The sequence below is a fragment of the Alsobacter sp. genome (assembly GCF_059501845.1).
Map to the genome: position 1 here is coordinate 1,584,567 of NZ_JCACDK010000018.1, position 16,576 is coordinate 1,601,142.

The 16,576-nt window shown below is 67.2% G+C and carries 15 protein-coding genes; 3 read left to right on the plus strand and 12 right to left on the minus strand.

What is annotated here, in order from left to right:
* Positions 1–111: 111 nt before the first annotated feature.
* The 4 genes from AC5JCN_RS22390 to AC5JCN_RS22405 form a co-directional block, all read right to left on the minus strand.
* Complete coding sequence (locus tag AC5JCN_RS22390; RefSeq protein WP_495757302.1) at positions 112–1,203, minus strand: alkene reductase; 1,092 nt, start codon at positions 1,201–1,203, stop codon at positions 112–114.
* Positions 1,204–1,358: 155 nt separating this feature from the next.
* Entirely contained in the window at positions 1,359–2,021 is a 663-nt protein-coding gene (locus tag AC5JCN_RS22395; RefSeq protein ID WP_495757303.1) for a methyl-accepting chemotaxis protein, read from the minus strand.
* A gap of 585 nt (positions 2,022–2,606) precedes the next feature.
* Positions 2,607–3,464, minus strand: coding sequence for a 2OG-Fe(II) oxygenase (locus AC5JCN_RS22400; RefSeq protein ID WP_495757304.1), 858 nt, complete (start codon positions 3,462–3,464; stop codon positions 2,607–2,609).
* 580 nt (positions 3,465–4,044) lie between these two features.
* Positions 4,045–4,539 carry a hypothetical protein gene (locus tag AC5JCN_RS22405; protein WP_495757305.1) on the minus strand — a complete coding sequence of 165 codons (495 nt, stop codon included), beginning with the start codon at positions 4,537–4,539 and terminating at the stop codon, positions 4,045–4,047.
* A 127-nt stretch (positions 4,540–4,666) separates the two neighbouring features.
* Here AC5JCN_RS22405 and AC5JCN_RS22410 point away from each other — a divergent pair, with 127 nt between their 5' ends.
* Both AC5JCN_RS22410 and AC5JCN_RS22415 read left to right on the plus strand, forming a co-directional pair.
* Positions 4,667–5,332, plus strand: coding sequence for a response regulator transcription factor (locus tag AC5JCN_RS22410; protein WP_495757306.1), 666 nt, complete (start codon positions 4,667–4,669; stop codon positions 5,330–5,332).
* 514 nt (positions 5,333–5,846) lie between these two features.
* Positions 5,847–6,743: a sensor histidine kinase gene (locus AC5JCN_RS22415; protein WP_495757307.1), complete on the plus strand. Its 897-nt coding sequence runs from the start codon at positions 5,847–5,849 to the stop codon at positions 6,741–6,743.
* Between the two features lie 114 nt (positions 6,744–6,857).
* Here AC5JCN_RS22415 and AC5JCN_RS22420 read toward each other — a convergent pair whose 3' ends face one another.
* From AC5JCN_RS22420 to AC5JCN_RS22455, 8 genes are all read right to left on the minus strand, one after another.
* Positions 6,858–8,960, minus strand: a complete 2,103-nt coding sequence (locus AC5JCN_RS22420; RefSeq protein WP_495757308.1) for an alkyl/aryl-sulfatase — start codon at positions 8,958–8,960, stop codon at positions 6,858–6,860.
* Positions 8,961–9,345: 385 nt separating this feature from the next.
* Entirely contained in the window at positions 9,346–10,041 is a 696-nt protein-coding gene (locus AC5JCN_RS22425) for a VIT1/CCC1 transporter family protein (RefSeq protein WP_495757309.1), read from the minus strand.
* Between the two features lie 49 nt (positions 10,042–10,090).
* Positions 10,091–10,972, minus strand: coding sequence for an FAD:protein FMN transferase (locus AC5JCN_RS22430; RefSeq protein WP_495757310.1), 882 nt, complete (start codon positions 10,970–10,972; stop codon positions 10,091–10,093).
* Positions 10,973–11,006: 34 nt separating this feature from the next.
* On the minus strand, positions 11,007–13,190 hold the full coding sequence (locus AC5JCN_RS22435) for a PepSY domain-containing protein (protein ID WP_495757311.1): 2,184 nt from the start codon (positions 13,188–13,190) through the stop codon (positions 11,007–11,009).
* A gap of 16 nt (positions 13,191–13,206) precedes the next feature.
* A complete protein-coding gene (locus AC5JCN_RS22440) occupies positions 13,207–13,677 on the minus strand; it encodes a DUF2271 domain-containing protein (RefSeq protein WP_495757312.1) in 471 nt (156 codons plus the stop codon).
* Positions 13,678–13,709: 32 nt separating this feature from the next.
* Positions 13,710–14,021, minus strand: a complete 312-nt coding sequence (locus tag AC5JCN_RS22445; RefSeq protein WP_495757313.1) for a hypothetical protein — start codon at positions 14,019–14,021, stop codon at positions 13,710–13,712.
* A gap of 90 nt (positions 14,022–14,111) precedes the next feature.
* Entirely contained in the window at positions 14,112–15,434 is a 1,323-nt protein-coding gene (locus AC5JCN_RS22450) for a histidine kinase dimerization/phospho-acceptor domain-containing protein (RefSeq protein WP_495757702.1), read from the minus strand.
* A 29-nt stretch (positions 15,435–15,463) separates the two neighbouring features.
* On the minus strand, positions 15,464–16,135 hold the full coding sequence (locus AC5JCN_RS22455; protein ID WP_495757314.1) for a response regulator transcription factor: 672 nt from the start codon (positions 16,133–16,135) through the stop codon (positions 15,464–15,466).
* Positions 16,136–16,277: 142 nt separating this feature from the next.
* On the opposite strand from AC5JCN_RS22455, the gene AC5JCN_RS22460 reads away from it, so the two are divergent.
* Entirely contained in the window at positions 16,278–16,568 is a 291-nt protein-coding gene (locus AC5JCN_RS22460; RefSeq protein WP_495757315.1) for a PepSY domain-containing protein, read from the plus strand.
* The last annotated feature ends 8 nt before the right edge of the window (positions 16,569–16,576 follow it).

Consider the following 16,576-nt stretch of genomic DNA (forward strand, 5'->3'; position numbering starts at 1 on the left):
CTACCTCATCGGTTCCCAAGCCGGACGTGGAGGAGGCAGGGGTCCAGTTGTTCCGGACCCCTGCCCACAGGAGCTAGAAAGCCGCTGTTCGATGCCCGACGGCTTCGCAGCCTAGCGGGATGCCGCGGGGTAGTCGCTGTAGCCCTCGGGCCCGGGCGTGTAGAAGAGGTCCGGGTTCGGCGCGGCCAGCGGAATCCCGTTTTTGAACCGCGCGACGAGGTCGGGATTGGCAATGAAGGGCCGGCCGAAGACCACGGCCTGCAGCGTGCCCGCCTCGAGTGCCGCCTCGCCGGTCTCCGGCGTGTAGCCGCCAGCGGCAATCATCGGGCCACGAACATGCGCGCGCATGGCGGCGAGCGTCTCGCCGGGGTCGCCCGCATTGTTCAGGGCGGCGGCGAAGGAGTCGGCCTTCATCACGTGCACATAGGCCATGTCGGCTGTGGGAAGCGCATCCAGAAGCGCCACATGGGTCTCGACGGGATTGGCGTCCGCAATGTCGTTGAACATGTGGCCGGGCGAGACGCGGATCCCCGTGCGATCCGCGCCGATGGCGTCGGCCACCGCCTTGGTCGTCTCGACCACGAAGCGGATACGGCCTGCGACGTCGGTTCCGTAGCCGTCGGTGCGCAGGTTCGTGTTGCTGGCCAGGAACTGGTTGAGCAGGTAGCCGTTCGCCGCGTGAAGCTCGACGCCGTCGAAGCCTGCCTCGCGAGCATTGCGCGCTGCAAGGACGAACTCTTCGCGCAGCGCGGGGAGTTCGTCCGTCCTGACGGCCCTCGGCTCGGGATGGGGCTGCATCTGCTGCTGGTCGGTCCACATCTCGCCTGCAGGCTTCACGGCTGACGGAGCGACGGGGGCGTCCGGAATCTGTCGGTTCAGCGGATGGGCGATGCGGCCGGTGTGCATGATCTGCAGCACCATGGATGCGCCGCCGGCGTGCACGGCGTCCGTCACCTTGCGCCATGCTGCGATCTGCTCGCGCGTGTGGATGCCCGGCGTGCGGGCATAGCCCTGCCCCGCATAGCTCGGCTGGGTACCCTCGGCGATGATCATGCCCGCCGAGGCGCGCTGGCGGTAGTAGTCGACGGCGTGTGCGTGGTGCACGCCGTGGGCGTCGGCACGGCTACGCGTGAGCGGGGCCATGACGATGGCGTTCTGAAGGGACAGGCCACCGAGGCGCGTGGGTTCGAACAGCTTGTGCATGGTCACTCCGGATCAGGGGAGAATGTCGTCCCCCGAGATAGACTGGCATGGGCTGCTGTCCAGCCCATGCCAGCCTCGCACCGGTCACAACTGCGTATCTGTTCGTTTCGTGCGAAGCCCCGGCGGGCGATCGGGTAGGGGAGCAGTCGAGCGCCTCAGCCTGCGACCGAGGCGCTTCGGCTGCCGGTGAGCCTCCACCCGGTGCGGCGCAGGCGAGCCGGTGCGAATTGCCCGGCTCTGCCGCCAGGTGCTGCGGACTGCTGGCCGCCGCGGGTCCGGAACTCGCCGACGAGATCGGAAAGCCTCGCGATCTGTTCCGTCAGCGCAGAGGCCGAGGCGGCGCTCTCTTCGGCGAGAGCGGCGTTCTGTTGCGTCATCTCGTCCATATGCGCGACGGCCTGGCTCATTTCATCGATGCCGCTCGCCTGTTCCGCCGATGCCGAGGAAATCTCCGAAACGGTCGAGGAAACCTTGCGCGAGGCCGAAACGATCGACTCCAGGACTTCGCCCGCCTTGCGCACGAGCTGAACCCCTTGCGTCACTTCCGCACCGGAGGCGCTGATCAGCCCGGTGATGTCCTTGGCGGCTTCGGAGGAGCGCTGCGCCAGAGTCCGCACCTCTGCAGCAACCACCGCGAAGCCCTTGCCGGCATCCCCGGCGCGGGCCGCCTCGACGGCGGCGTTGAGGGCGAGAAGGTTTGTTTGGATGCGCTGTCCCAGACGGTAACCACCATCCAGGCTGCGGCCCGCGAGGTCGATACCGCTGCCCACGAAATCCGCTCTGGCGCCAACGACCTGTCCGGGCGCACCGAGCAGCACGGCGAGTTGCTCGGTCGTGGCCGCGGTTTCCTCCAGCGAGGAAGCCTCAGCTGAAGGACGCGCTGAACCAGACGGTCATGCCGTGAGCCCGACCGCGCTCTGCAGCAAGAAGGCGACACCAATGAGTGCAAGCGCCCCGACGAGAATGGTCTTGATGGAATGCGTCCGCATGAGAAGCATCCGTGTCCATGGGCGATCGACCGGATGCGTCGCATGACAGCGCCGAAGAGGGCCGCGGTTGGAGCGGGTCCTTTTCCAGGCGGGGGTGGCCGGGAGTTCAGACGGAAGGAGACTAGAGCGTAGCCATTAACAAGCTGGCCCTAAGAATAAAAAAATCACAGCCGTGGCAGGTATTTATCATGGCAAGAATTGAGCTTGATGAAATTGAGCTTGATGCAGGAAATTTCCCGTACGTGGAATTGCTTACACGGTGCCCGAAGCGGCAGGGCGCCGCGTTCGAGGCGCGCAATTTTGCTTGGCGGCGGGATCGCCCGACAGCCTTTTATTAACAGTAATTCCTGTTTCTGTGTAACCGTGCACCCGAATGCGCCGTGCCATCCGGCCGGGACCACTTGGATCACGCGGCTAGGCTGCGCGAGCGCGAGACCGGCGTCGTGACCGCTTGATTGTCCGCAGCGCTGAGACGAGGACGGGGGGCGTGACAGCCCGGGCGATCTTCCCGAAGATTGGCCAGCGGGGATCGGCCGGATTGGCGAAATGCGTGCTCATCCGCTGCCCGGTCGCTTCGTCATCGCGGCCGTTTGAATAGAAGTACGCGGCGATAGACCGGCGGGGCAGGTCGTCTGGATGCTGAACAGGGTCCGGGTGGCCGTGCAGGCTTCTGTCGGAGTGCATCAGGATCAGCGTTCTTCCGAACTCCGGGACCACCTCCTCGACGCAGCGCTCCTCGTCCCACAGTTGGAGAGCACCTCCATACTCCTTCCGCCACCCCGGGTTGAGATAGGTGATCAGAACGAGCCGGTTGTGCAACAGAGTCACAGGGTGCGTGTCGAAATCGACGTGGATGCCAAAATGACCGCCCGCCCTGCTTTCGTGCAGCCCGCCTCCGTTCAGCAGGGGATCGGGAACGAGGCCGGGAACACCCGTCACCTGCTGCAGGAACTGCACGAAGCGCTGCGACGTCAGGAGGCCCATGTAGATCTGCGCCGCCGGGCCGATCGGAGCCTGCGGCCGAGACCGGAACGTCTTTTCGTTGAGGTTGGACCTTGCCCGCCAGGCCGCCCGGTCGACACGGCCGAACTCCTGTACGACGGCGGAGAGCAGGTCGGACGAGAAGAGGCCATCGAGCACGAGGTGCGGGTAGGGCGCCGCGCCGGCCAGCTTCTCGTGAAGCGCCTCAGCGTCGGCCAGTATTTCCTCGTTCAGCATCGAATCGAACGGAATCGAATAGCCACTCAGCACTGCGACGTCGCGTCCAGGCATGGCTTGCTCCATGAGCTCGCTTCCTAATCAAAGGTTGTCGCTCGCCAACCTTACGTCTTTCCTGCGACGGTTGCTGAGATGCAACGGCCGCTTCACACCAGAGGGAAACTCGGCACCTGACGGGCTGTTCACTACCTCTTTCGGGTCCATCGAGCAAACCACACACTAATGTCGTGGCGAGAATTTCATCTCACGCTCGAGGACTTTACGCCTCCACTGGGACCACACTGCAGCCTAATGCGGGCAATCACGCTACTAAGTCCGCAACCCATGGTGAATAGGCAGGCCCGTCAGCAAGCCTGGATCGGCGCAGCGGTCGCGCCGTTCGAACCCCCGGTCAGGAGGAGGCGCCGCCAGAGGTCGTCACGCTAGCTGCTGCCGTCCCGCGTGACTTGGCTTTCACGAAGACTTGGCCCCGCCGGTTCGGGAGCCGGCGGGGCCAGTTACGCAAGAACTCGGCCAGCCGTCACGCTGGCCGTTGAAGACCGAGCCAAATTCCTGGGGAATGGCCGAAAGTGCTTCCCAGACTGTTCGCTCATCGTGGAGTTTTGGTCTCGGTCTTCTTGGCTCGGGCATCACGTCACGGAGCTGGCGGCAGATCGCGCATGGGAGGCCTCGGTGGTAGGGGGCGGAGTTCCTCGACCTTGCCGTCCGACCGCTGTAGCGACGTGGCGTGCAGAAAGCCCTTGTCGAACCGGCCTTGCACCGTGATGCCCTCCCCCTGCTTCATCAGCGAACCGCCTTCACCGGTGCGGCCTGTTTCGACAAGTGCTCGGCCGGTCGCATCCTCGACGACATACTTGTTGCCATAGATCTCCACCACGTTGCCCTGAACCTCGACCGGGGATCCTTCGGACAGCTTGCCGATCGGTGTCGTGGACAGGTTGGCATCGAATGTCGGGGGAGCCCGGTGCGTGTACCCGTACCCTGTTGCGCCCGCACCGGCGCCGACGGCGAGCAGTGCGATGGCGGCGAGTCCCGCAGACCAGGGCTTCCGGGGAAGTCTGGCGCGCTTCCCGGGGACGACTGTCTCGGGAGCAGGAACGGCGGTCGGCTTGTCCTTGTCGGTCTCCATGGGGAGCTCCTATCGGTTGATTGCGACAGGGCCGTTCTAGGGGAGGCGTGCTGGCCCCAGCCTGAACCAAGTCGTTCAGCTTCGGTTTAACGACGCAGGCTAGCCAGGCTCGAGAGGAGCCGTGTCCATGCGTGTGCTGTTGGTGGAAGACGATGACGCGCTCGCCGACGGCATCGCCCGTTACCTGCGCGGCGAGAACTGCGCGGTCGACATCGCCTCGAACGGAGAAGACGGCCTCCACCTGGGCGGAACGGAACGCTTCGACGTGGTCGTCCTTGACCTCGGCCTGCCCCGCGTCAACGGCCTCGCGGTGTTGAAGGGGTGGAGAGACGCCGGGGTGAAGGTCCCCGTGCTCATCCTGACGGCGCGCGATGTCTGGACCGACAAGGTGCTCGGCTTCAAGGCTGGAGCGGACGACTACCTGACCAAGCCATTCCGCGTCGAGGAACTTATGATGCGGCTGCGGGCCCTTGTCCGTCGCGCCGCCGGCCATGCCGAGGCGCGCATCACATGCGGATCGCTCGCCTTCGATGCCCAGCTCGGGACCTTCGAGCTGGGCGGGCTTCCTGTGAAGCTGACGGCGCTCGAATGGCGCGTCCTGGAGGCGCTGGTGCTCCGGGCGGGCGTTGTGCTGCCGCGCGCCGAACTGCTCGAGCGTGTCTATGACCGCGATGCCGAGGTCGACTCAAATTCGGTGGAAGTGATCATCACGCGCCTGCGGCGAAAGATTGCGCCCCTGACGATCGAAACCGAGCGCGGCCGCGGTTACCGCCTTATGCCCGATCGGACCTGAAGTGGAACGGCTCAGAGTGCCGGTCCCGCAATCACTGGTTGGCAGGCTGATGCTGGCGGCCATCCTCTTGGTCGCCGTGAGCGTTACGGCAGCCGGCCTGATCAACGCCGTGCTGTTGAAGCGCTTCGTCCAGGGGCAGATCGACGCCCGGCTCGACGGCGAGTTAGCGGCTATCACGGCAGCCTTGAAGCTCACGTCCGGAGGATATCTCGCCCTCGACGGCGCGCTCGACCTTCCCTCGTCCAGGATGCCTGGGCCCGGATGGTATTGGCAGGTTTCGGGTCCGACGTTCACGTACAAATCTCCCACGCTGTCCAGCGAAGCGCTGGTCGTGCGTGGGGATGGCATCAGGCCGCCCCCGCGGTTGCGGCCCGGCGAAGCATGGCCAGCCCGGCTCAAGGGGCCGCGAGGGGACGATCTGATCGCGCGTGTCGCCGACAGGGTCGTGGAGGGTTCGGCCATCCGGATCGTGGCAACAGCGCCGGCATCGTCCGTCTCGGGGCCCCTCGGGGACATGCTCGCTCCCCTTCTTCTCTCGATGGGTGCCCTGGCTTCCCTCCTGCTAGCCGTCTTGTGGTTCGGGGTCAGGGCCAGCCTGCGGCCGCTTCTCAATCTCCGGCGCGATCTGCTTGCAGTGAGGCAGGGGCAGTCGAAACGGGTCGACACCACCGGCCACACGTCGGAAATCCTGCCGGTGCTGAACGAGTTGAACACGCTGCTGGATCAGAACGAGGCAGGGCTTGAACGAGCACGACGGCATGTCGCAAACCTTGCTCATGGCCTCAAGACCCCGTTGGCCACGATGTCGGTCGCCCTCAGCGAGCCCGGCCGCGACCCCGACGGAAACCTCACCGCAAGCGTCTCCTCCATGGATCGCCTGATCCGGCATCACCTCGGTCGGGCCAGGGCGTCGGCGCTGGGCGGACCGTCGCGAAGCCAGACGGACATCTCCGCATGCATCGACGACGTCGCCGCCGCCGTCGGAAAGATCTACGGCCACAAGCGGATCGCGTTCGATTTCCAACGGTCCGGGAAGGTGTTTGCACTGTGCGAGCCGCAGGATTGCAATGAGATCTTCGGCAATCTGATCGACAACGCATTCAGGCATGCCGAGACCCGGGTTCGCGCCGAGCTCAGCCTGGCGGGACGAATGGTCAGCGTGCGCATAGAAGACGACGGGCATGGAATTTCGCCCGAACTGAAGGATGAATTGATGCGGCCAGGACACAGCCTGGATGAGACGAGCGCGGGATACGGCTTCGGGTTGCCGATTGCCCGTGAACTGGCTGAGCTCTACGGCGGAAGCGTTGTGCTTGACGACGCGCAGCCCAGGGGCCTGCAGGTTTCTGTCTGCCTTCCCGCGGTTATACGGCGTGATCCGGATGGTTCAGCCGATCGTCACTGCCGGTGAAGCGGAATCCGGCGGCGGCCGAAGCCAGGCCCAGAGACGCCACGAGGGCCGATTCAACAAAGCCATGCCAACTCCGCCCTCCGTAGCGACATCGCCGGCCAGGCTGAAGTCACATCATTCGATCGCCGGCTTCCCCGGGACCGCCTCATAGCTGGCCGCGTGGGCCGGTGCGGGCGGCGCCTTTGACTGGGTGCCCGGCATGATCTCGAAGCGCGGGTCGAAATCGACCATCGTCGCAGCGAGTTTTGCAAGCACGCTGACGTCGCCTTGCACCTTGGCCGTACCGTCCGCGATCTGGGCCTCGAGGGTCTTCGCGCCCATCATCGTCTGCTCAAGGTCGGCACGGTTGATGGTGAGGGTGAGGTCCGGCTTCTCGGCCTGGAAGCCCGCGATGTTGGTCAGCGTCGCGTTGTTCAGCTCGACGATGAAACGCTCGCCATTGTCGGGCGTGACGAGATTGATGGTGAAGCGCAGTCCCTCGGCCTTGCGGCTGTCCATCCGGATGCCGAGGAAATTGAGGAAGAGCTCCGTCGACATGGCGCGGATGACGTCCGGGCTGCTGGAGCTCGCCGCCTCACCCTGCGGGATCCCCGTGCGCAACTCGTAGGCGCCGGCGAGGAAGGAGTTGCGCAGCCCGGGGTTCTCCTGCTGGTAGCCGATCTGCTCGAAGATGTCGGCCAGTAGATTCTTCGCGTCCGCGTTGTGCGGCTCGGCCTGCACAAGCCTGTTCACGATCTCGGCGGCGAGGAGGTACTTGCCCACTTCATGCAGTTCCCTGCCCCTGTGCAGGATCTTTTGCGAACCGCCCATCATCTCGACGTACAGCGGCGCGCTTTCCGACGGCGACAGCGGGATCAGCGTCGCCGGGTTGCAGTCCCAAAAGCCGAGATAGCGCTGGATGACGCCCCGGCTGTTGTGCTCCGGGGAGCCGTGATAGCCGCGGCACTCCCACTTGGCCTGCAGGCCCTGGGGCACCTCGTAGACGTTGTGGATCTCGTTGATCGTGACGCCCTGGTTGGCGAGGTGCAGCACCTGATTGTTCATGTTGGCGTAGAGGTCGCGCTGCGCCCGGAGCACGTCCTGGATCCGACCATTGCCCCAGCGCGGCCAATGGTGCGAGGCGAACATCACCTCCGCCTCCAGGCCGAAGCGGTAGAGAGCCTCGGCGATGTATTTCGACCAGTTGAGGGGATCGCGCACTGCCGCGCCGCGCAGCGTGTAGATGTTGTGCAGCGTTGCGGTGACGTTCTCCGCCATCCACAGCGCCTTGAGGTCGGGGATGTAGGTGTTCATCTCCCGCGGCGCCTCGGTGTTCGGCGTGTTCTGGAAGATCATTCTGACGCCGTCGACCTCGAACTCCTCGATCGGCTTCTCGACGAAGCGCGTCGGCGCGATCAAGCCGGAGGCGCCCGCCGAGACGCGCTGACCCAGCCCCTGGCTGACATAGCCGTGCGGCGCGGCAGGCAGCAGCAGCCCGTACTGGTAGAAGAGCCGCCGGTTCATGGCGTTGCCGGCATAGACGTTCTCGGCGACCGTGTGCGTCATGAAGTCGACGGGGGCGATGACGGGCACCTTGCCCGAGCGGACATCCTCTTCCTTGAGGATGCCGCGCACGCCACCCCAATGGTCGCCATGCGTGTGCGAGTAGATCACCGCGGAGATCGGCAGCCCGCCGCCCACATGCTCCTCGAACAGCGCCCAGGCGGCACGGGCGGTCTCGGCGCTGACCAGCGGGTCGAAGACGATCCAGCCCGTCTTGCCCCTCACCATGGTGAGGTCGGAGAGGTCGAAACCGCGCACCTGGTATATGCCGGGAATGACCTCGTAGAGCCCGTAATTGTTGTTGAGCTTGGCGATACGGAGCAGAGACGGGTGAATGCTGTCGAACTCGTCGCGCTCGTCGAGGAAACGGAACTGCTCCATGTCCCAGGCCACGTGGCCGGCATCGGCCATGATCTTCATGTCCTTCATGGACGCGATCAGGCCGCGCTTCTGTTCCTCGAAATCGCGCGTGTCGGAGAACGGCAGGCCTTTGCCGGCTTCCGCGAGCACCGCGCGCGTGTGCCGGGACGGCGCTTTGCCCTTGGGATGGAAATGCCCCTGCAACGGCGGTTCGGCGGCGATTGCGGCGCTGTTCTCGGCGAGGAAGCTGCCGGCCACCGAGAAGGCGGCCCCAGCCGCGGGCAGGCTCTTGATGAAGTCACGGCGCGTCGACATCGCATCCCCCTGGTTGAGCGTGCCGCCAAACTAGCCGACGCGGAAAGCGTGCAAGAAACCCTGCCGAGCTCCAGCTTGGGACGGCGGTCGTCTTCCCTTGACGTGCCGTTTTGCGGGGCCGTGCGATGGAGAGTGCGTGGGGATTAAAGGATCAGGTTAAGGCAACTTTTGCGTGTGGAATGTGATCGCTGAAAACCCCGACAGGGAAATACGCGGCAGGTCTGGCGATCCATCCGGGGAGATGGCCGGATAGACCATGCCCAGCACTGTCTTGTTGCGGACGGTGAGCAGCGTGATCGCCTCGGCGGAGCGACGAAGATCCTGATGCCTCGTGCCGCTTGTCATGCCGCACCAAAGGCGATGGGCGAGGTCAGGCCGGCCCGGGTCAGACTGCCCTTCCGACAAATGCACCGATGAGCGCTGTCGCGCCCATCGCCACCGCGCCCCAGAATGTGACCCGTATCGTCGGCGTCAGAAGGCCCGCGCCCCCCGCCTTCGCGCCGACCGCGCCCAGGATCGCGAGCCCTGCGAGTGAACCGCCCGAGACGGCTGCCGCCGTCCATTGCTGCGGGACCAGAATGGCGATGGCGAGTGGCAGGAGGGCGCCGCCCGCGAATGTCAGGGCGGACGTGAAGGCGGCCTGGACGGGCCTTGCTGCCACGTGCGCCGCAATGCCCAGTTCATCGCGGATATGGGCGGCGAATGCATCCTTGGCCGTCATCTGCTCGGCCACCTGGCGCGCCAGGGCCGGCTCCACCCCGCGGCTCACATAGATCTGCGTGAGTTCCTCGAGTTCGGCCTCCGGCATCGTGGCGAGTTCCTTCCGCTCGCGCTCCATGTCGGCCGCCTCGGTGTCCGCTTGGGAGCTCACCGATACGTACTCACCGGCGGCCATGGACATGGCACCCGCGACCAGGCTGGCTACTCCCGCCACGATCACTTCACTCTGGCCAGCCGCCGCGGCCGCGACGCCTACGACGAGGCTCGCGGTGGAAATGATCCCGTCATTGGCTCCGAGCACGGCGGCACGCAGCCAGCCGATCCGCTCAATGAGATGCGACTCGCGATGAAGGGGGCGCATGCACTGTTCCAATCCAGTTTGAAAAGTTGCCACGCCGTTGCGGTCGCGCTCACAACGACGTTTTCACACTGCCGTCGCTCAGCGCCATGACGTAGCTCAGGCCGAGCTTGTCAGCGAGGTCGCAGCCCTTCTCGGCTCCGGCCACCATCAGCGCGGTCGCCCAGGCGTCCGCCGCCATACAGTCTCGCGCCAACACGCTGACGCTGGTCACGTCGCCTGCCAGCGGCGCTCCCGAGCGCGGATCCATCGTATGGGACACGATGCGGCCCTCCCACTTCGTCCTGTGGCGGTAGTCTCCGGAGGTGGCGACGGCGCAGTCCCGCAGTTCCAGGACGCCGGCCAGTTCGCGCCGGCTGGGCGCGGGTCGTTCGTGGCCGACGAGCCATGGCCGGCCTCCCGGCTTGCAGCCTGCTGCCCGCATCTCTCCGTCGATCCCGACGAGCCAGCAGGCCAGTCCGGCCTTCGTCATGACCCGCCCGAGTTCGTCCACCCCGAAGCCCTTGGCGATGCCCGACAGGTCGAGGGTGAGCGGTACGAGCTTCCTGGCACGTCCGGTGAGGCTGTCGACCTGCAGGGCTTTGTGGGCCTGGGTGTCACGTCGCGCCGAGGCCATCCCGATCAGCGCCGGGTCTGGCGACCGGCGGGGTGCGCCAAAGCCCCAGGCGAACACGATGTCGCCCACTCCGATGTCGAAAGCTCCGCCGGATGCCTCACCGATGGCGAGTGAAGCCGCGAGCACAAAGGCGAGCTCGTGAGGAATCTCGATCCATACTCCGACGGGCGCGGCATTCAGCCGGTTCAGGTCCGACTCCGGTTTCCAGCTGGACATCTGCTGGTCCACGCGGTCAACGGCCGCCTGCAGGGCGCGCTGCAACCCGTCCCGGTCGAACCCGGCCGGTGCATGCGTGACGGCCGTCCAGCGCGAGCCCATGGTCGGCCCGTTCAGCGCGAGGCGGCCGGGCTGTTCAGTAGACGTCTTCGAGATAGCGTCCTGCCGATTTCAGGGTGGCGAGATCCGTTCCCAGCGGGTGCAGCACGCGCTCCAGCGTATGAGAGACCGCCTGCGCCATCTCCCGACCGCCGCAGACGAGAACCTGGGCGCCGTGACGGATCAGTTCGCGAAGATGCGGCGCGTCCGCGGCGAGGCGGTCCTGCACATAGCTTGGTTCCGAGGTCCGCGAGAACGCGGTTCTCAGGGAGGTGAGGCGGCGCTCTGAGAGGTGGTGGGCGAACTCGTGTTCGTAGAGGAAGTCCGAGGCCGGGCTGCGGCCGCCGAAATAGAGATGGACCGGTCGCCCTTCCGTATTGCCCCGCACGAACCCGGCCAGCGGGCCAACCCCGGCGCCAGCGCCGATCAGGATGAGGGGCACGCGGCCCTCGGCCGGGCGAAAGCGCGGGTTCTCGCGTATGAACACGTCGATCCTGCCGCCCGGCGCGAGCCCATGCAGGTACGTGGAGCAGACCCCGCCGGGCCGAAGCCGCACGCAAATCTCGAGCGCACCGTCCCGCGACGCGGAGGCCAGCGAGTAGAAGCGGGGCATGCCGCCGCCGGGCGGGACAATGCCGGCGAGGTCGCCGGCCTCGAAGGCGGGCAGCCGGCCCGAGCGTCTCCCCTGGGCGGCCGCCGCAAAGCGCAGGATGGCGACGGGCGCGCCGACCTCGGCGCCATAGTCCTGGCGCCCGACAAGTTCGAGGGAGGCGGTCGCCGGCGTCGCGCCGCGGTGCTCCAGCACGAGCTCGCACCCGAGCGCGGCGCCGAGGTCGCGGCCCCATTCCGCGAACTCCTGAGCCGATTGGCGGTCCACGCGCTTGGGCGGCAGGAGCATGGGCCAGTCATCCCGCGCAAGCGTCTCAGACACGGTCTGCGCAAATCGGCAGAACTGCGGGAAGGTGCGGTCGCCGAAGCCGAGAACCGCGACCGGGACCCGGGTGTTGAGCGCGCCCAGGCGCGGCAGGAAAGCGTCGGCGGAAGACGGCGCGGAGCCGTCCCCGGCCGTCGCGGCGAGGATGAGAAGGCGGCCGGCTTGCAGGTGGGCAGGCGAGACGTCGTTCATTGCCGCCGTGTGCACCCGGCACCCCGACTTCGCGAGGGCGGCATGCAGCGTGGCGGCGAAGCCCCAGGTGGACTGCCCCTCGCTGCCCACGAGTATCACCGTATCGGCTGCCTCGGCCGGAGCCTGGACCGGGGCTGATCCCCTGCGGACCCTCCGCCTCCACCAGATCACGGCGCCCGTGACGCCGAACGCAGGCACGGAAGCCGCGCACAGGCCGAGCAAAAGCCCCAGCACCCACGCGCCACGCCCCGTGTGGAGCATGACCACGACGCCCGAAATCTTCTCCCAGGCGGAAGCGGGGGAGAAGGCGATCACACGGCCGGACACCCGGTCGATGCTCGCCTCGCCAGCGGCCGTCCGCAGGCGGTACACGTCGGCCGGATCGTCGGCGGCGGGAAAAGCGAGCTCCTTGAGGTCGGCGAGGCCGACGGCGCGAAGGCCCGCGAGCGCGGCGACGGGTGCGGGCCGGCCCTCGGCCGATTGCACGGTCGGCTGCTGCGGCTGGCGTTCGGACAGCAGGCCGAACGTACCCGCAGACATCCACAGGCCGGTGAGGGCCGACAGCAGCAGCCCCATGGCCGCAACGCGGCCGAGTTCGCCGTGCCAGCGCTGGGAGGCTGTGCCCCGCACCGGTCCGAGGAACGCGCGCAGAGAGCCTGCCCGGCGCCAGAGCAGGATGGCGCCGGAAAGGGCCAGCAACATCATGCCCGCCGCCGATACCGCGGCGGCGATGCGTCCCGTGTCGTCGGCGAGGAACGACCTGTGCAGGTTCGTCAGCCAGCGCGTCGTTCCCGATGGCTGCCAAAGCCCGAGACTGTTTCCCGTCGCGGGGTCGACGACTTCGATCCCGCTGGCCTCGCCATCAGTATAGGCGACGGTGACCGCGCCACTCGGGCGAACGACGATCTTGTCGACCGCCTGATGCCGGGCCGCGACGGAGGCGGCCAGGCCTCCCACGGATTGCCCGGGCGGGATCGTGGGCTGGCTTGCCCTGTCAACGGCCGGCACGAGGGACAGGGCCGCCCCGCTCACTGCCGTGACGGCCAGCATCAGGGCGAGGGCGAGACCCGGCAGGGAATGCAGGCGGCGGAGCATGGCTCGGTCCTTCCGGTCAGAACGTCACGCTGAAGGACTTCACGTATCTCTTGCCCGGCGCGGGCGTGCCGGAGGAACTGGTGTCGAGCGGTACGACGACCTCGGCAGGAGTGTCCGCCCCGTCCTCGACGGCGGTATCGACATGGACGCGGTACCCGGCGTCGATCATCGCGTCGGCGAGGTCGAGGCTGATCTTCAGCGTCTTGCCGGAGCCGATGCTGGCGCCGGTGATGCCGTCGATCTCGGCCGTGGCGCCGCCGGAGACGCGCTCCCAGTCGGAGAGGTGGCGGTAGTACTTCGCCTTGCCGCCGGCCATCCAGAGCGTGCCGGCGTATTTGCCGGCCTTGTCCGTGACGTACAAGACGACGTAGGCGCCGTTCCCGCCGTAGTTCTTCAGGGTCGTCTGGAAGGTGACGGGGCGGGCCTCGGCCAGGCAGGGCCCGACGAAAGCGGTCGCGGCGGCGAAGGCGGGAAGAAGCAGCCTCATGGGTATGTTCCTCGATTGCGGAGCCCTTGGGCTCACTGCACCTCGACCTTGGGACGGGCCTTGCCGTTGAAGAGGCCGTTGTCCGGCACCGGGGCGTTCGGATCAGCCGGGCGTGGCTGCGCGGTGGCGCCCCCGCCCACGTCATCATCGTCTTCGTCTTCCTCGGCGTAGCGGCGATGCTCGCCGTGCTTGCGCTCGCCATGTTCGCTGGCGAGGACGTAGGCGTCCCGCGGAGCTGCAAGGCGAGTTTCGTCGCAAAGGAGATGCCGGCCCGCCGGGACCGACATGGCGAAGGCGGAGGTGGTGAGGAGGAAGGCGGCGCTGAGAAGCAGAGACTTGCGCATGGTTCACCTGCAGCGATTGCACTGCGGGGACCATCCGCTCCCGTCCTGACGCGGACCTGAAGCCGAGCCATGCGGGGCGTCAGCCTGACGTCAGCTTCTGGAACGGCTCGTCGACAGCATGACGCGGGCCTGGAACCCGTCCTCCGTGCCCGGGACGGGGGAGGCAAACTCGAGCGTGAGCCCCGCCCCGCGGCCGATGGCGGAGGCGATGGCGAGGCCGAGCCCAGATCCCTCGGCGTCGGTGGGGCCGCGCTCGAAGGGCCGGGTGAGCTCGGCCAGCCGCTCCGCCGGGACGACGGGTCCCCGGTTCTCGACCTCCAGGAACCCCGACGAGAGCGCCACCTTCACCGGCGTGTCGGGATCGCCATGCCGCACGGCGTTTTCGATGAGATTGCGGGAGAGGATGGCGAAGGCATCCGGGTCTAGGTCGGACGGCATGTCGTCCGGTGCTATGGAGAGTTCAATCCGGCCCCGCGCCCCCGGCTGCCGGCCGACTTCGTCGACGACGAGCGCAAGCACCGGACCGAGCGGGGATGGTGCCGTGGTGATGAGCCCGCCGCCTTCCGCCTTGGCGAGCTGCAGCAGCTTCTCGGACAGGCGTGCAAGGCGCCGCAGCGCATTCTCGATAGCCTGGGCACGTTCGCGACGCGCGTCGTCGGGCAACTCCGCGACGAGCCGCTGCGTCTGGGCGAGCGCTGCCGCCACCGGCGTTCGCAACTCATGCGCGCTGTTCGCGGTAAAGCTGCGCTCCGCCTCCAGCGCCCCCCTGAGCCGGCCGATGAGCGCGTTCACGGCGGCGGCGACTGGCGTGAGTTCGTCCGGCAGACCCGTCGCGTCCACCGGCGTGAGGTTGCCCCGGTCCCGCTCCTCCAGCGCCGCGCGGAAGGCCACCACCGGCCCGAATGCCAGCCGCACGGCGAGCCATGCGACGCCGATCGCGATGGGCACGAGCGCCGCAAGGGGCACGAGCAGCGCCCGGATGGAGCGCATCAGTGCTGCCTTGCGGTGCCCGATATTCTCCGCCGCGGTCACCAAGATCGTGCCCTGGACGGCCGTCTCCGTGTAGGTGCGCAGATGGTCCGTGGTGTGGAAGCCGGGAGACAGGCCGCGCGGTATCTTTGCCCGGTCGGCGTCGCTTGACTGAAGGAGTTCCTTGCCGTTCGCATCGCGCACGACGTAGGAGATGTATTCCCGGTGCGGCCCGACCGGTGGCATGCGCTGGGGCCCGCCATCCGCGTCGCGCGAGAGAAGCTCCGAATAGGCGAGCGGCAGGATGCGCTGCGCCACCTCCTGGAGGGCGCTGTCGGACACCTCCTCGATCTCGTGCTGCAGCAGCAAACCGGCCACCGCCGCGCCGACCAGCCACAGCACGGCGACGCCGAGCGCGAGGCCGATGGCGAGGCGGCGGCGCAGGCTGGGGTGGCGCGTTGTCCGCGTGTCCGTCACGCGCCTTGCCCCGGCGTGCCAAGGCGGTAGCCCATGCCGCGCACGGTCTCGATCATGTCCGCCCCGATCTTCTTCCGCAGCCGGGCGATGTGAACCTCGATCGTGTTGCTCTCCACCTCTGCGTCGAACGAATAGAGCCGCTCCTCCAGCTGCGCCTTCGACAGCAGCGTGTGGGGACGCTGGACGAACGCCTCGAAGAGCGACCATTCGCGGGCGGTGAGCGGCACCGGCCTGCCCGCGCGCCGCACCGAGCGGGCAGCGAGATCGACATCGAGATCGCCGACGGTGACGAGCGGGTTGGGGTTGCCGGCATAGCGCCGGCCGACGGCATTGACGCGCGCCGAAAGCTCGAACAAGTCGAACGGCTTCACCAGGTAGTCGTCCGCCCCCGCGTTCAGCCCGGCGATGCGGTCCGAGATCTGGTCGCGTGCCGTGAGGATCATGACCGGCGTCACGTCGCCCGCCACGCGCCGCGCCTTGAGAAAATCGATGCCCCGGCCGTCGGGCAGCATGAGATCGAGCAGCACGAGGTCGTAGACGGCGGTCCGGATCGCGGCCCGGGCATCGTCGAGCCTCTGCATCCAGTCCACGGAATGGCCGTCAGCCGTCATCTGGTCGCGCACTGCCATGCCGAGCACGCCGTCGTCTTCGATCAGCAGGATGCGCACGTCCGGTCACTCTTGCCCCGGCGCAGGATACAGCGTCGTCCACGCCGCGTGACGCTGGGATTTCTGCGGAGTGTTCAGCCGCGCGTCAGCTTGGCGTGGCAGCATGCGGGATCGGACCGGGCGGTTGCATGAGGGGGACGGCATGGCCGGACGCGCGAGGCTGGCACTTCTCCTGATGGCCTGCGTGGCCCAGCCGGCCGCCGCGGGCTCGCATTGCCGCGTTCCGCTCGCGGAATGGCAGCCTCGCGAGGCGCTGCAGGCAAAGCTTGTCGCGCAAGGGCTGACGGTCCTCTCCATCCGCACCGACGATGGCTGTTACAAGGTCCAGGCTCGGAATGCGGCGGGCGAGCAGCTGTCTGGAAAGTACAATCCAAGGTCGCTTCAGCCCGTCAATGAAGACGACGATGGGGAGAGCGAGGAGGACGGGGAATAACCGGCCGG

Bases quoted from the DNA above. Each gene is read 5' to 3' on its own strand.
- AC5JCN_RS22390 (WP_495757302.1), bottom strand. From the start codon at position 1,203: ATGCACAAGCTGTTCGAACCCACGCGCCTCGGTGGCCTGTCCCTTCAG.
- AC5JCN_RS22400 (WP_495757304.1), bottom strand. From the start codon at position 3,464: ATGCCTGGACGCGACGTCGCAGTGCTGAGTGGCTATTCGATTCCGTTC.
- AC5JCN_RS22405 (WP_495757305.1), bottom strand. From the start codon at position 4,539: ATGGAGACCGACAAGGACAAGCCGACCGCCGTTCCTGCTCCCGAGACA.
- AC5JCN_RS22410 (WP_495757306.1), top strand. From the start codon at position 4,667: ATGCGTGTGCTGTTGGTGGAAGACGATGACGCGCTCGCCGACGGCATC.
- AC5JCN_RS22415 (WP_495757307.1), top strand. From the start codon at position 5,847: ATGCTCGCTCCCCTTCTTCTCTCGATGGGTGCCCTGGCTTCCCTCCTG.
- AC5JCN_RS22420 (WP_495757308.1), bottom strand. From the start codon at position 8,960: ATGTCGACGCGCCGTGACTTCATCAAGAGCCTGCCCGCGGCTGGGGCC.
- AC5JCN_RS22425 (WP_495757309.1), bottom strand. From the start codon at position 10,041: ATGCGCCCCCTTCATCGCGAGTCGCATCTCATTGAGCGGATCGGCTGG.
- AC5JCN_RS22430 (WP_495757310.1), bottom strand. From the start codon at position 10,972: ATGGGCTCGCGCTGGACGGCCGTCACGCATGCACCGGCCGGGTTCGAC.
- AC5JCN_RS22435 (WP_495757311.1), bottom strand. From the start codon at position 13,190: ATGCTCCGCCGCCTGCATTCCCTGCCGGGTCTCGCCCTCGCCCTGATG.
- AC5JCN_RS22440 (WP_495757312.1), bottom strand. From the start codon at position 13,677: ATGAGGCTGCTTCTTCCCGCCTTCGCCGCCGCGACCGCTTTCGTCGGG.
- AC5JCN_RS22445 (WP_495757313.1), bottom strand. From the start codon at position 14,021: ATGCGCAAGTCTCTGCTTCTCAGCGCCGCCTTCCTCCTCACCACCTCC.
- AC5JCN_RS22460 (WP_495757315.1), top strand. From the start codon at position 16,278: ATGGCCGGACGCGCGAGGCTGGCACTTCTCCTGATGGCCTGCGTGGCC.